This window comes from Ruegeria sp. AM5, from assembly GCF_056540645.1.
On the sequence record NZ_JBQFXC010000010.1, the window covers coordinates 75,846 to 90,650 of the forward strand.

The following is a 14,805-nucleotide window of genomic DNA, read 5'->3' on the forward strand; positions in this document are numbered from 1 at the left end:
CTATTCCCCAGTATACATCAGTTCGGTTCGCACGTCGTAGAGGTCGTGGAAGAACCGCAACTCCAGCGCCTTGCGCAGGAAGGCCACGCCGCTAGATCCACCCGTTCCGGGCTGCATTCCGATCACGCGCTCAACCGCGGTTGCATGATCGAATCGCCACCTCTGGAACAGAGATTCCACATCCATCAGTTTTTCGGCCAGCGCGTAAAGATCCCAGTATTGTTCCGTGTTGCGGAACACTTCGACCCAGATTTTGACGATACGCGGATCGCCGGAATAGGGCTTTGCGTAATCCCGCTCGATCAGCTCATGCGGCACGTCAAACCCTTGCCGGGCCAGCATCCGCAGCACTTCGTCATAGAGCGAGGGTTTGGTAAGAGCCGCGTTCAGCATCTCCATCACTTCTGGGTCATGCGCATGCACTTTCAGGGTCGCGGGATCTTTGTTGCCCAGAATGAACTCGATTTGGCGATAGCCATAGCTTTGAAAGCCTGACGAACTACCTAATGCGTCCCGAAACGTCATGTAGTCCGCGGGAGTCATAGTCAGTAGCGTCTCCCACGCGGCGATCAACTGCCGTTGGATCGCTTTGATCCGGTCGAGGTTCTTCATCGCGGGACCGAAATCGTCCTGCTGCAGGAACCGGCGGACTTCGACAAGTTGATGGTGCATCAGTTTCAGCCACAGTTCGCTGACCTGATGAATGATGATGAACAACATCTCATCAGGTTGGGCCGGGTCCTGAAAGGTCTTTTGCAGGTTCAGCAGAGTCTTAAGTTGCAGAAAATCCCCATAGCTTTTGCGGTGAGTTTCTGTGAAATCGGTGACCAGAGACTCTTCGATTCCCCGTTCTGTATACCTGTCTTTGTCGCCCATGTGCTCCTCCAGACGCGCGGATTTATCCATGTTTAGGGACAAAACCCGCACGGTTCCAGAGCGTTAGGTCCAGTCCAGAACCACCTTGCCTGATTGCCCGGATTTCATGGCCTTGAATCCCTGAGTAAAGTCATCGACTGCGAACTGGTGGGTGATTACGCGGCTGACATCCAGCCCGTTCTGCAACATGGCGATCATCTTGTACCAGGTCTCGAACATCTCGCGCCCATAGACACCCTTGATGGTGATCGCCTTGAACACGATACGCGACCAGTCCACCGGAGATTTTCCGGGCGGAATCCCCAACAGTGCGATCTTGCCGCCCATCACCAGTGCTTCGACCATCTGGTCCAGCGCGGCTTGCGAGCCCGACATTTCAAGCCCGACATCAAAGCCCTGAGTCATGCCCAGTTCCGCGATGACATCCTGCAGATCCTCTTTGGACACATCAACTGTGCGTACCGTTGGTACCACGTGTTCGGCCAGTTTCAGGCGGTCGGGGTTGATATCGGTGATCACTACATGCCGGGCACCGGCATGACGGGCAATGGCGGCGGCCATGATGCCGATAGGGCCTGCGCCAGTAATCAATACGTCCTCGCCCAGCAGATCGAAGCTGAGTGCAGTGTGCACGGCATTGCCCAGCGGGTCGAGGATCGCCCCGATCTCATCCGGTACGTCGTCAGGCAGGGGCACCACGTTAAAGGCAGGCAGTTTCAGGTATTGCGCAAAGGCACCCTGTTCATTCACACCGATACCGCGCGTGCCGGGATCAAGGTGGAACTTGCCCGCACGGCTCTGGCGGCTGTCAGGGGTGATCAGATGCCCCTCGCCTGAACAGCGCTGGCCGACCGTCATCCCTGTCACGTTGCGACCCAATTCAACAATTTCACCCGCGAACTCGTGGCCGGTGATCATCGGGATCGGCACGGTGGCCGCAGCCCATTCATCCCAGTTCCAGATATGAATATCCGTGCCGCAAATCCCGGTCTTGTTGATGCGGATCAGAACCTCGTCGGGGCCGATCTCGGGTACTGGGGCCTGCACCATCCACAGACCTTCCTCGGGCTTGGATTTCTCAAGGGCTTTCATCGTGTTGGGCCGCATCAGATTATCCCCAATTCTTTGCCGACCCTGCCAAATGCCGCGAGCGCCCGGTCTAATTCGTCGCGTGTTAGAGCCGCATTCATCTGCGTTCTGATTCGGGCCTGACCACGCGGCACGACAGGGAAGAAAAAGCCCGAAACATAGACGCCTTCGTCAAACAATCGCGATGCCATATCCTGCGCCAGGGTCGCTTCACCCAGCATGACCGGGATGATCGGGTGTTCGCCCGGAAGTAGGTCGAAGCCCAGATTCTCTAACCCGGCGCGCCAGTACTTGGCATTGCCGAACAATTGGGCGCGCAGCATGTCACCTTCTTCAACCAGACGGATTGCCTCAAGCCCTGCGGCAACGATGGACGGCGGCAGCGAGTTTGAGAACAGATAGGGCCGCGCCCGCTGCCGCAGCAGGTCGATCACTGGCTGCGGCCCGGCGATATAACCGCCGATTGCCCCCCCAAGTGCCTTGCCCAAAGTTCCCGTCAGAATATCCACGTCGACGCCGAAGTGGTCCGGCGTGCCCGCTCCGTTTGGCCCCATAAAGCCGGTGGCGTGGCAGTCATCGACCATCACGATGGCGTCGTATTTGTTGGCCAGCTCGCGAATCTTCGGCAGATTGGCCAGATAGCCATCCATTGAGAACACGCCATCGGTTGCGATCATGATATGCCGCGCCCCGTCCTCGCGCGCTTGTTTCAGCCACGCTTCGAGGTCATTCATGTCGTTGTTCATGTAGCGATAGCGTTTTGCCTTACACAGCCGTACCCCGTCGATGATCGAGGCATGATTTAGACTGTCAGAGATAATGGCGTCTTCGGGCCCTAACAAAGGCTCAAACAACCCGCCATTGGCGTCGAAGCAGGCAGCGAACAGAATTGAATCGTCCTTGTTCAGGAACTTTGCCAGCTTCTGCTCAAGTTCACGATGAATGTCCTGCGTACCGCAGATGAACCGGACCGAGGCCATGCCGAACCCCTTGGGCTCCATTGCGCCTTTGGCGGCGTTGATCAGCGCAGGGTGATCGGCCAAACCCAGATAGTTGTTGGCGCACAGGTTGATCACCTGCTTGTCGCCCACCGTAATCTCACCGCCCTGAGGCGAGGTGATCATTCGTTCGCGCTTGTACAGACCCTCTGCCTCAATCTGCGCGAGTGTATCCGAAATATGGGACAGGAATGCATCAGCCATGGCGACCTCCGTTAATCTGAGTCGCACGTCTAACATAGCGGATGAAATTCCCAAATAGGAGAATTACAGTATTTGGGAAAAATATCCGTGAAGGCGGAATCTTGCCCGTTCAGGCGTTTTTTACGATCAGGAAAACGCGGGCCGGGTTTTCAGCGCTTATCGAATGCGTAATATCGGCGGCATACCGGGCGGTATCCCCTTGTTTCAGATCGCTGGATGCCGTTCCCGAAGTGACACGGACGGCGCCTTCCAGCACAGTCAGTTGCTCTCGTGCGCCGCGCGCATGAGGCTGGCTGTTCAGGCTCCCATTGGCCTGAAACTGAATATCATAGACCTCGTGTCCTCCGGCCTCTTCGGGGGGAGAGAGGATGCGAATCCGGCATTTCTCGCCCATATTGTCGATACTGGGCACTTCCGCTTGACGCAGCACTTCGATCTGGTCGGTCGTTTTGGCGTCTTCCAACAGTCCGGCGAAATCCACCTGCAGAGCGCGCGTCAGGTTCCACAGAGTCGAAATTGTGGGGCTGCTTTCACCACGCTCGATCTGGCTGACCATGGAACGCGAGACGCCGCTGAGGTTGGCGACCGCCTCAAGCGACAGGCCTTTGGCGCGGCGCGCCTCTTTCAATCGGGCGGGCAGGCGCGTCAGAATATCGTCTGTGTTTTCCGTCATGACGGAATCCATGGGTGTTGCGCAACGTAATGTCAATTCCGGCGTGACAGTGAGTCTAATATGAAGATCATGCTGCAGGTGCATAATGGGCGCGAGACTTGGAGGAGAAAACATGACGGACATAGTAATACTGGACGGTGCGCGCACAGCCATCGGGACCTTTGGCGGTGCGTTGGCCTCGACCGCTCCGATCGATCTGGCGACCGTGGCGACCGAGGCGGCAATGGAGCGTTCGGGCGTTGAAGGCGCGCAGATTGATCATGTTGTCTTTGGTCATGTGATCAACACCGAACCGCGCGACATGTATCTGTCGCGAGTCGCCGCAATGCAGGCGGGTATTCCGAACGGGACTCCGGCGATGAACGTGAACCGGCTGTGCGGTTCGGGGGCGCAGGCAGTAGTGTCGGCGGTGCAGGCGCTGATGCTAGGCGATGCCGAGTTTGCAGTGGCGGGCGGTGCCGAAAGCATGTCGCGCAGCCCTTATGTCGTACCGCAGGCCCGTTGGGGGGCGAAGATGGGCGATGTCAAATCGCTCGACATGATGCTGGGCGCGCTGAACTGCCCATTCGGCACCGGGCATATGGGGGTGACCGCCGAGAATGTGGCGGATGAACACCAGATCAGCCGCGAACAGATGGACGCGTTTGCGCTGACCAGCCAGACCCGTGCGGCTGCGGCGATTGAGGCCGGGTATTTCGACAGCCAAATCGCGCCGGTGCAGGTCAAGGTCAAACGCGACATGGTCGACTTCAAGGTCGATGAACATCCCAAGGCCACCACTGCCGAGGCGCTGGCCGGATTGCGCCCGGTATTCCAGAAAGATGGGCGGGTGACGGCGGGCAACGCCTCGGGCATCAATGACGGCGCGGCGGCGATGGTGTTGGCGACAGCGGATGCTGCAGAAAAGGCGGGCTTGAAACCCAAAGCGCGCGTGATTGGCTATGCCCATGCCGGCGTGCGACCCGAGGTGATGGGCATCGGCCCGGTTCCAGCTGTGCAGAACCTGTTCGCAAAAACGGGTTTGTCTGCGGATGATTTCGACGTGATCGAAAGCAACGAGGCGTTTGCGGCGCAAGCTCTGGCCGTCAATCAGGAATTGGGTCTGGACGCTGCAAAGGTGAATCCGAACGGTGGGGCTATTGCACTGGGCCATCCGGTGGGCGCCACAGGGGCGATTATCACGCTTAAGGCATTGTATGAGTTGGAGCGTATTGGCGGATCGAAAGGTCTGATCACCATGTGCATCGGCGGAGGTCAGGGGATTGCCCTCGCCATCGAGCGGCTCTGAGTTGGACCGGGGCAAGGGGGGGCTGTCTGCCCCCCATCGCGCCGGGGCGCGATTCCCCCCGAAGGTATTTTTGGCCAGATGAAGCGGTCGGGTTGGTTTAGCTGAGTGCGAAGATGACAAGCGTCGCGGCTATGCCTGCGGCCGCGCCGATCGCTGCTGGCAGAAGGTTTGCGATCAAACCAGGGGTCTTTGGGTCGTCTTTTTGAGTCTGGGCAATAAGGGCATTTTCCACCAGTCCGGGCAAGCGGGGGCCGAAACGGGCAAGCACCAGGGCGGTTTTACCGAAATCGCGCAGGGCGGCGCGGGGGCCGATGGATTGTTTGATGTAGTCTTCGACCACCGGTCGGGCGACCTCCCAGATGTTCATGTGATCATCAAGCGAGCGGGCGACGCCTTCGACCACCACCATGGTGCGTTGCAGCAGGATCAGCTCGGTGCGGGTTTCCATGCCAAAGCGTTCAGTGACTTCGAACAGGTAGCTCAGCAGCCGACCCATCGAGATATGGGTGGCGTCCATGCCGAAGATCGGCTCACCTACCGCGCGCAAGGCGCGAGCGAATTCGTCGACGTCCTGATTGGCAGGCACATAGCCTGCTTCGAAATGGACTTCAGCCACGCGTTTATAGTCGCGGCGGATGAAACCAAAGAGAATCTCGGCATATACCCGGCGAGTATATTCATCGATATGACCCATGATGCCGTAGTCATAGGCGATGATGTCCCCGTTCGCAGCGACCTTGAGGTTGCCTTGGTGCATGTCGGCGTGAAAATAGCCGTCGCGTAGCGCGTGCAATAGGAACAGGCGGAGCACGCGCTCAGCCAGATCGCGGCGATTATGTCCGGCAGCGTCCAGCGCGTTGTTATCTCCCAAGGGAATGCCATCAGCCCAGCTGAGCGTCATGACGCGGCGTGCGGATAGCGACCAGACCACCGGAGGCAGCCAGAATCCGGCATCATCCTTGGTATTGGCAGCGTATTCCGAGGCGGCGGCACTTTCCAGACGCAGGTCCAACTCGCCGCGTACTACGCCGTCGAAATGCTCGATCACTTCCATCGGGCGTAGTCGGCGCGCTCCGGGGGCGCAAAGTTGCACCATACGCGCGGCGAAATAGAACGCGTCTACATCCTTGCGGAAGGCGCGCTCGATACCCGGTCTCAGGACTTTGACAGCAACGTCTTCGCCTGTGCTGGTCAGCTTGGCCTTGTGAACCTGAGCAATCGAGGCAGCGGCGATAGGTTCACTGAACTCGCTGAATATCTCTGACGTCGGCTGGCCTAACTCTTTCTCGACCTCTGCCATTGCCTCAGCTTTGGAAAAGGGCGGCAGCTTGTCTTGCAGAACACGCAATTGCTCGGCCAACTCATTTCCCACCACGTCGGGGCGGGTCGAAAGCACCTGCCCGAATTTGATGTAAGCCGGACCCAATGCGGTCAGGGCACGGGTGGCGGGCGGCATCTCGGGGTCGCCCTTGTAGCCCAGCCATTGGAACGGTTTGCCAAGGGTATGCGCCAGAATACGTACGGCGCGCGGCGCTTCAAACGCGTCCAGCACTACATTCATGGCACCCGTGCGTTCCAGCGTGGCGCCCGTCCGGATCAGGCGAATGATGTTGTGGGGGCCGCGCATCTAGATCTTCCAGCCAGAATGCAATGCGGCAATGCCCATGCTCAGGTTGCGGTATTTGGCGTTTTCGAACCCGGCGGTGCGGACCATGTTCAGGAATGTCTCCTGGTCTGGGAACTTGCGGATCGATTCCACAAGGTACTGATAGCTGTCGTAATCGTTGGCGATCAGCTTGCCCATACGCGGGATGACATTGAAACTGTAGAGGTCGTAAAGCTTCTGCAGCCCGTCATTGGGTAACTGGCTGAACTCAAGCACCATCAGACGACCACCGGGCTTCAGAACGCGATAGGCCTCGTTCAGCGCCTCTTGCGGGCGGGTGACGTTCCGGATGCCGAAGGAGATGGTGTAGACGTCGAAGGTGTTATCCTCGAAGGGCAGCGCCATTGCATCGCCCACCACCCAATTCAGGCTGTCGGACATCTGGTCGGCCTCGGCGCGCTGGCGGCCTTCGACCAGCATCGGCTCGGTCAGGTCCAGCACGGTAGCATGGCCGTGGCCTGCGCGCTTCAGAAAGCGGAACGAGATATCGCCGGTGCCGCCCGCCACATCCAGAAGCCGCTGACCGGCGCGCGGGGCAAGCCAGTCCATCATCGCGTCTTTCCAGACCCGGTGGATGCCCATCGACATCACGTCGTTCATCACGTCGTATTTCGAGGCGACCGAGTTGAACACGCCCTGTACGCGGCCGGCTTTTTCAGCCTCGCGCACGGTTTCGAACCCGAAATGAGTGGTCTTGTCGTTGGTGTCGGACATTTGCCTTGCCGTTTGTCGAATTTCGCCTCTGTTATAGGGCGATAAGAGGCGGGCACAATGCGGCCCTTTGGAATAGGAGCCCTGTAATGCCCGAATTGCCCGAGGTCGAGACAGTAAGACGCGGCCTGAGCCCCGCAATGGAGGGCGCAGTGATCGAAAGGGCGGATGTGAATCGCCCCGATTTGCGTTGGCCTTTCCCGGCTCGGATGGCCGAGCGGCTGACGGGGCAACGGGTGGATGGGCTGCGGCGACGGTCGAAGTACATTCTGGCGGATCTCAGCAGTGGCGAGACGTTGTTGATCCATCTGGGCATGTCGGGGCGGATGACGGTCTCTGGCGATCCGCTCGGACAGTATGCGCATGAGCATCCGATGGCGCAGAAACATGATCACGTGGTGTTTCATATGGCCAATGGCGCACGCATCACCTTCAACGATCCGCGCCGGTTCGGGGCGATGGACCTGCTGCCGACGGCAACGGCGGAGCAGCACAAGCTGCTATCGGTTCTGGGACCTGAACCATTGGGTAATGATTTTCACGAACAGCACCTGATAGACGCCTTCAAAGGCAAGAACAGCCCGGTCAAATCGGCGTTGTTGGATCAGGGAATCGTTGCCGGTTTGGGTAATATTTACGTCTGCGAAGCGCTTTATCGCTGCAAGGTGTCGCCACGTCGCAAAGCGGGACAGATTTCTGCGCCACGCGTTGCGGCCCTTGTGCCGATCATCAGAAAAGTGTTGCAGGACGCGATTGAAGCGGGCGGCTCATCGCTGCGTGATTTCCGCCAAGCCGATGGAGAACTTGGATATTTTCAACACAGCTTCGACGTCTACGGTCGTGAAGGAGAGCCTTGTCGAACCGAGGGTTGTGGCGCTGAAATCAAGAGAATCACCCAGTCCGGTCGCTCATCCTTCTATTGCGCGCAATGCCAAAGATAACTTGATCCAGCGAAATCGCGTGATAAGGAATCGTACCTGAACGGAACAACCGGAAGCTTACACCTCATGGCTTTTGAGACGATCATCGTCGAAATCGAAGACCACGTCGCCCTTATCAAGCTCAACCGCCCCGATGCGATGAACGCGCTGAACACCCAGTTGCTGGGTGAGCTGTGCGAGGCGCTGGAAGATGCGGATAGCAATGACAAGGTGCGCTGCATCGTCATCACCGGCTCGGACAAGGCCTTTGCCGCCGGTGCGGACATTAAGGAAATGTCCGAGATGAGTTTTGTCGATGTATTCGACGTCAATCTGTTTGCAGACGCTAACGATAGGGTTTCCGCGATCCGTAAACCTATCATCGCTGCCGTTGCCGGTTACGCGCTGGGCGGCGGGTGTGAACTGGCGATGCTGTGCGATTTCATCATCGCTGCCGACACCGCCAAGTTCGGCCAGCCCGAGATCAATCTGGGCGTCATCGCGGGGCTTGGTGGCAGTCAGCGTCTGACCCGCTTCGTTGGTAAGTCCAAATCGATGGACATGAACCTGACAGGCCGCTTCATGGACGCTGAAGAGGCCGAGCGCGCGGGATTGGTCAGCCGTGTCGTGCCCGCCAAAAAGCTGATCGAAGAGGCAACCGGTGCGGCGCAGAAGATTGCAGAGAAATCGCAGATCACGGCCATCGCGGCCAAAGAGGCTGTGAACCGCAGCTATGAGCTGCCGCTGAGCGAAGGCATGCTGTTTGAGCGTCGGGTGTTCCATTCGATGTTCGCGACAGAGGACCAGAAAGAAGGCATGGCCGCGTTTCTGGAAAAACGTGCGGCTCAGTTCCGCGACAAGTGATCATAATCGTCGCTTAGTGATATTAGGCGGGCAGACCCCGCCTTTTTCCCTCATCACATACCGGAAGAATCAGCTTGGCAAACCTGCCAAACTTGGTTAGAGACCGCCGTCATACATGCGCGTGCGGCCCGCTTGGCCCGACTCACACTCGTGATTTCTGATCCGGTGCGGATATGTCCGTGGCGCGCAACCCAAGATAACCGTACCGAACAAAAGGTCAGAGATACATGGCAAATTCGCCCCAGGCAAAGAAACGCGCCCGTCAGAACGAAAAGCGCTTCGCCGTCAACAAAGCGCGTCGTTCGCGCATCCGTACCCACCTGCGCAAAGTTGAAGAAGCGATCGCATCCGGCGACAAGGACGCAGCTACCGCAGCCCTGCGCGCCGCTCAACCCGAGTTGATGCGTGGCGTCACCAAAGGCGTCTTCCACAAGAACACCGCAGCCCGCAAAATGTCGCGCCTGTCGGCGCGCGTCAAAGCGCTGGGCTGATTCTTTGGGAAAACGCGTCAAGCGTTGATTTACGAAAAAGGCGTCGCTGATTGCGACGCCTTTTTCATTGTTGCCGGAAAGCCGCGTCTTCACGAAGCCGAGAGATTCTTTCGCCCAGAACCCCGAGTCAATATCAGAGTTTCGTTGCCCGGACCCTTGGGCTCTTGCTACGACTTAGACAGCGATTCACTCGCTTGGGGGGACAGGCTGTTCCAAGGATCTGACCGACGGGCATCGGGAAGATTTAGGAACGAATGTTCGAAAGCTGGCTTCGGTCAGTTGGACGATCTGCTCTGGGTCTCGGGTTAGCCGAAGATCCTGGCCCTGTCGATAAATTGGAATATCATGCGCATCCCGGATTCCGGGTGTGCCCCCATTTTGGGGCCGTGCTGTATTGGACTGCGATGATATTCGAGCGTACCCGCCAGACCATCAGGTTTGGCGAAACGTTCCCTTGTGTGTGAGCGCCATAAAGGCCCGTAATTCGGGACACATTAAAAAAGGCCTTAAGGCCAATAATGAATGGGATGCGTGAGGCGCCGAATGACACAAGAGAAATGGGGACAACTGCGTAGCAAATTGATGAAGGCGGTTGGGAAGAACAATTTTACCACCTGGATTGAACCCTTGGAGTTTCAGGAGTTGCAGGATGGTGTAGCGGTGTTCTCGGTGCCGACCAACTTCATGGGCAACTATGTCAGTCAGAATTTTGCGGACCTTATTCTCTATGAGCTGAATACCTCGGGCGAAAAGGTTCAGCGCTTGGCGTTTCGCACAGCGGCCAATTCGTCAGCCCGTCCCACATTGGTGGAAGAGTCCAAGCCATCTCCCGCGCCAGAAACCCGGCCCGCTGTTACAGATACAGCCAATGATGCACTTGAAGCACTACAGGCTGCGCCACTGGATGCACGGTTTACCTTTGATAGCTTTGTTGTTGGCAAACCCAACGAACTTGCACATGCCGCAGCTCGCCGCGTATCCGAGGGCGGCCCGGTAACTTTCAATCCGCTCGTGCTCTACGGCGGTGTTGGACTGGGTAAAACCCACCTTATGCACGCGATTGCGTGGGAGTTGAAAACCAAGCACCCCGAGTTGAATGTGCTTTATCTGTCAGCAGAACAGTTCATGTATCGCTTTGTGCAGGCTTTGCGTGAACGCCGCATGATGGATTTCAAGCACTTGTTCCGTTCGGTCGATGTGCTGATGGTCGATGACGTGCAGTTCATCGCTGGCAAGGATTCGACGCAGGAAGAGTTTTTCCACACGTTCAACGCGCTGGTGGATCAGAACAAGCAGATCATCATCTCGGCCGACCGCGCGCCGGGCGAGATCAAGGACCTTGAAGACCGCGTAAAGTCACGCCTGCAATGTGGCCTTGTCGTCGATCTTCATCCCACAGACTACGAATTGCGTCTGGGAATCCTGCAGAACAAAGTGCAGCAGTACAGCAGCACTTATCCCGATCTGACCATTGCTGATGGTGTATTGGAGTTCCTTGCACACCGCATCTCGACCAATGTGCGCGTGCTGGAAGGGGCGCTGACCCGCCTTTTTGCCTTTGCCTCGCTGGTCGGGCGCGAGATCGATATGGAGCTGACGCAGGATTGTCTGGCCGATGTACTGCGCGCCTCCGAGCGCAAGATCACCGTCGAAGAGATCCAACGCAAGGTCTCGGATTATTACAACATCCGCCTCAGCGATATCATCGGCCCTAAACGCCTGCGGTCCTATGCGCGTCCGCGTCAGGTGGCGATGTATCTGTGCAAGCAACTTACCAGTCGGTCGCTGCCTGAGATTGGCCGTCGATTTGGCGGGCGCGACCACACCACGGTCATGCATGGCGTGAAGCGCATCGAAGAGCTGAAGTTGACCGATGGCCAGATTGCCGAAGATGTTGAGATGCTGCGCCGGGCCTTGGAAGCCTAAACCGCACTGAATCCTTGAAAAACACCCCGGACTATTGCGTTCGGGGTGTTTTCTTGTGCGCTATTGTCCACGGTTGAGAATGATCTGGAGTGTTTCACGCGCGCTGCTCTTGACCACCGAGGCAATCCGACCCAGAAATCCGTAAAAAATCCTTGTGCCTCAGGGCTGAGACGCTAACGTGCCAGTCCCGCCTATTTCGGCACGCAAGTCAAAGGAACAGAGGGTATGAAGATCAGCATCGAACGCGGCACCCTTCTCAAGGCCGTTTCGCAGGCCCAGTCAGTTGTCGAACGTCGCAACACGATTCCCATACTTGCCAACGTGCTGATCGAGGCCGAAGGCGATCAGGCGCTGTTTCGTGCCACCGATCTGGACATCGAAGTGGTCGACAAGGCCCCCGCGCAAGTCGAGAAAGCGGGCGCTACGACTGTTGCGGCCACAACGCTACATGAGATCGTACGCAAGCTGCCCGATGGGGCGCTGGTGACCCTGACCGCAGATAGTGCAGCTGGGCGGTTGACCGTGGAAGCGGGGCGCTCGAATTTTTCTCTGGCGACGCTGCCGAAAGAAGATTTCCCGGTTATGGCGTCTTCAGAATACCAATCGAACTTTACGGCGTCGGCGGCATTGTTGCGCCGGCTGTTCGATAAATCGAAGTTTGCCATTTCCACGGAAGAGACGAGATATTATTTGAACGGCGTTTACATGCACGTTGCGGATGGTTCCGAGGGCGGCAAGGTATTGCGTTGCGTGGCGACTGATGGTCACCGCTTGGCACGGATCGATGCGGATCTGCCGGATGGTGCAGCGGATATGCCGGGCGTGATCGTGCCCCGCAAAACCGTGGGCGAACTGCGCAAGCTGCTGGATGATGACGAGATGGACATCGCCGTCTCGGTCAGCGAAACCAAGGTGCGGTTTGCAACACCTGACATCACGCTCACCTCGAAAGTGATCGACGGAACGTTCCCGGATTACACACGCGTCATCCCGCAAGGCAACACGCGCAAGTTAGAAGTGGACGCGGCTGAATTCGCGCAGGCCGTGGATCGTGTGGCGACAGTTTCGTCCGAACGGTCGCGGGCCGTCAAACTGCAGTTGGATGCGGATAAGCTGGTTCTGTCAGTGAATGCACCCGACAGTGGTGCGGCTGAGGAAGAGCTGGCAGTTGCTTATGGGGATGAGCGCCTGGAGATCGGGTTCAACGCCAAATACCTGCTCGAAATCGCGTCTCAGGTGGATCGTGAAAATGCGGTGTTTATGTTCAACTCGGCGGGTGATCCGACACTGATGCGCGAAGGCAACGACCAAAGCGCAGTATACGTCGTAATGCCGATGCGCGTCTGATTGCCTCGACTGGGTGATCTCTAACGAAAGAGAGGGGTCATGGGATTGGCCCTGACCGAGCTTACGGTCTCGCATTTTCGGTCTCATAAGCTGGCGCGCCTGTCGTTGGACGGGCGGCCAGTGGCGATCCATGGGCCAAACGGGGCCGGTAAGACCAACATCCTGGAAGCGGTTTCTCTGTTTTCACCCGGGCGCGGGATGCGGCGGGCAAGCGCCGCTGAGATGACACGGCGCCCCGAGGCGCTGGGGTGGAAGCTGATTGGGCTATTGAATGCGCAAGGACAGAATTTCGAGATTGAAACCTGGTCCGAAGGTGGTGCGGCGCGGCAAGTGCGGATTGATGAGAAAACCTCAAGCCAGATTGAATTGGGAAAGCTGGCGCGGGTAGTTTGGTTAATCCCATCGATGGACCGTCTCTGGATCGAAGGGGCCGAAGGGCGACGGCGGTTCCTCGACAGAATCGCGCTGAGTTTTGATCCTGCACATGCCGAGGCATCTCTGACCTATGAAAAAGCGATGCGCGAGCGGAACCGGTTGCTGAAAGAACAAGTTCGCGATGCTTATTGGTACGCGGCGCTGGAAGGGCAGATGGCCGAGATGGGGCATCGCATCCACGCCGCGCGGTTGAGTGCGTTGGAGCATCTGCGCTCAGCACAGGATAAAGCTGAGACGGCCTTTCCTTCAGCGGATCTCGAATTGGTTCAAACCGAAGGCGCAATGCCTGAGATGGCGGAAGACTTGCGAGAAGCTTTGGATGAAAGCCGGTTTCGCGATCTGGCCGCCGGGCGGACTTTGGTCGGCCCGCATCGATCAGACCTGTATGGTGTATATTCCGCCAAGGGCGTTCCTGCCAAAGATTGCTCGACCGGTGAGCAGAAAGCACTGCTGGTATCGCTGATCCTATCAAACGCGCGAGCGTTGGCGGAGATGGTTGGAGCACCTCCTATTGTATTGCTGGATGAGGTGGCCGCGCATCTGGATGCGGGTCGGCGCGCTGCGTTGTATGATGAGATTTGTGCGCTGGGTGCACAGGCCTGGATGACGGGCACCGGGCCTGAGCTATTTGCGGAATTGGGGGATCGAGCCCAAACGCTGGTCGTTACCGAAGGCGACGAGGGCTCGGTCGTCAGCGTTTAGGCAGGCTCGCCGACTTTGCGTTCCCAAAGGAAGCCGCGCATCACTTCGTCGACCGGGGTTTTGGCCATGTGGTTGACGTAGTTCGACATGGTTTTTTGTGCCAGACCCAGTACGACATCCAGGACCGCACGGTGGGAATAGCCAGCGTCAAAGAAGGCCTGCAGCTGTTCTTCAGTCGGGTTTCCACGGGTTTCCATCACTTGCAAGGTAAAGGTGCGTAGCGCTTCCAGCTTGGCCGTGGGCAGCGGAGTTTCGTTGCGCAGCGCCTCGGTGATCTCGTCAGAGACTTTCATCATCTTTGCGATGCCGGTATGTGCAGGCACGCAGTAATGGCATTCGTTTTCGACATTGATGGTTTGCCAGACAACGGTTTTTTCGTCGTTGTTGAAATCGGTCTGCAGAAACAGGCCGTGCAGAACCTGATAGCCTTCCAGATGCTGGGGGCTTTCGGCCATTACTTTATGAAGACCGGGCAGGCGGCCGAATGCAGCCTGAGATTTCTCAAGCAGCGGCTTGGACCCTTCCGGGGCGGTTTCTAGGTCGTGAGACGGGAAATTGGCCATGTCAAAACTCCTGTTTCTGGCGCGATGAGTCGTATTTAGGGTTTCTTGAGCG

At 57.7% G+C, this 14,805-nt stretch carries 14 protein-coding genes; 7 read left to right on the plus strand and 7 right to left on the minus strand.

Annotated elements, in window-relative coordinates:
• The 4 genes from ACR0AH_RS18015 to ACR0AH_RS18030 form a co-directional block, all read right to left on the minus strand.
• Positions 1-906 (minus strand): tryptophan 2,3-dioxygenase, encoded by a 906-nt coding sequence (locus ACR0AH_RS18015; RefSeq protein ID WP_480593069.1) that lies wholly within the window; start codon positions 904-906, stop codon positions 1-3.
• A gap of 33 nt (positions 907-939) precedes the next feature.
• Positions 940-1,968, minus strand: a complete 1,029-nt coding sequence (tdh, locus tag ACR0AH_RS18020) for an L-threonine 3-dehydrogenase (RefSeq protein WP_480593107.1) — start codon at positions 1,966-1,968, stop codon at positions 940-942.
• Between the two features lie 14 nt (positions 1,969-1,982).
• Complete coding sequence (locus tag ACR0AH_RS18025) at positions 1,983-3,167, minus strand: glycine C-acetyltransferase (protein WP_170515670.1); 1,185 nt, start codon at positions 3,165-3,167, stop codon at positions 1,983-1,985.
• A gap of 109 nt (positions 3,168-3,276) precedes the next feature.
• A complete protein-coding gene (locus ACR0AH_RS18030) occupies positions 3,277-3,840 on the minus strand; it encodes a helix-turn-helix domain-containing protein (protein ID WP_170395365.1) in 564 nt (187 codons plus the stop codon).
• A gap of 112 nt (positions 3,841-3,952) precedes the next feature.
• Between ACR0AH_RS18030 and ACR0AH_RS18035 the strand changes: the two genes are divergently transcribed.
• Positions 3,953-5,128, plus strand: a complete 1,176-nt coding sequence (locus ACR0AH_RS18035) for an acetyl-CoA C-acyltransferase family protein (RefSeq protein WP_170408660.1) — start codon at positions 3,953-3,955, stop codon at positions 5,126-5,128.
• A 97-nt stretch (positions 5,129-5,225) separates the two neighbouring features.
• Here the strand turns inward: ACR0AH_RS18035 and ubiB are convergent, their stop codons facing one another.
• Together ubiB and ubiE are read right to left on the minus strand one after the other, a co-directional pair.
• Positions 5,226-6,755: a 2-polyprenylphenol 6-hydroxylase gene (gene ubiB, locus ACR0AH_RS18040; protein ID WP_480593072.1), complete on the minus strand. Its 1,530-nt coding sequence runs from the start codon at positions 6,753-6,755 to the stop codon at positions 5,226-5,228.
• Positions 6,756-7,508 (minus strand): bifunctional demethylmenaquinone methyltransferase/2-methoxy-6-polyprenyl-1,4-benzoquinol methylase UbiE, encoded by a 753-nt coding sequence (gene ubiE / locus ACR0AH_RS18045; RefSeq protein WP_170408658.1) that lies wholly within the window; start codon positions 7,506-7,508, stop codon positions 6,756-6,758.
• Positions 7,509-7,594: 86 nt separating this feature from the next.
• On the opposite strand from ubiE, the gene mutM reads away from it, so the two are divergent.
• The 6 genes from mutM (at position 7,595) to recF (ending at position 14,190) form a co-directional block, all read left to right on the plus strand.
• Positions 7,595-8,446, plus strand: a complete 852-nt coding sequence (gene mutM / locus ACR0AH_RS18050) for a bifunctional DNA-formamidopyrimidine glycosylase/DNA-(apurinic or apyrimidinic site) lyase (protein WP_480593073.1) — start codon at positions 7,595-7,597, stop codon at positions 8,444-8,446.
• A 66-nt stretch (positions 8,447-8,512) separates the two neighbouring features.
• A complete protein-coding gene (locus ACR0AH_RS18055) occupies positions 8,513-9,289 on the plus strand; it encodes an enoyl-CoA hydratase (protein ID WP_170395375.1) in 777 nt (258 codons plus the stop codon).
• 227 nt (positions 9,290-9,516) lie between these two features.
• Positions 9,517-9,780 (plus strand): 30S ribosomal protein S20, encoded by a 264-nt coding sequence (gene rpsT / locus ACR0AH_RS18060; protein ID WP_010442545.1) that lies wholly within the window; start codon positions 9,517-9,519, stop codon positions 9,778-9,780.
• Between the two features lie 543 nt (positions 9,781-10,323).
• Positions 10,324-11,706, plus strand: a complete 1,383-nt coding sequence (gene dnaA / locus ACR0AH_RS18065) for a chromosomal replication initiator protein DnaA (RefSeq protein ID WP_170395377.1) — start codon at positions 10,324-10,326, stop codon at positions 11,704-11,706.
• 225 nt (positions 11,707-11,931) lie between these two features.
• Positions 11,932-13,053 carry a DNA polymerase III subunit beta gene (dnaN, locus tag ACR0AH_RS18070; protein ID WP_010442547.1) on the plus strand — a complete coding sequence of 374 codons (1,122 nt, stop codon included), beginning with the start codon at positions 11,932-11,934 and terminating at the stop codon, positions 13,051-13,053.
• Positions 13,054-13,092: 39 nt separating this feature from the next.
• Positions 13,093-14,190, plus strand: coding sequence for a DNA replication/repair protein RecF (gene recF / locus ACR0AH_RS18075; protein ID WP_170734135.1), 1,098 nt, complete (start codon positions 13,093-13,095; stop codon positions 14,188-14,190).
• Here recF and ACR0AH_RS18080 read toward each other — a convergent pair.
• The gene (locus ACR0AH_RS18080) at positions 14,187-14,753 is read right to left on the minus strand and encodes a carboxymuconolactone decarboxylase family protein (protein ID WP_170423365.1); all 567 of its coding nucleotides are present in this window, start codon (positions 14,751-14,753) and stop codon (positions 14,187-14,189) included. The two genes, recF and ACR0AH_RS18080, sit on opposite strands and share 4 nt — an antisense overlap.
• Positions 14,754-14,805: the final 52 nt, after the last annotated feature.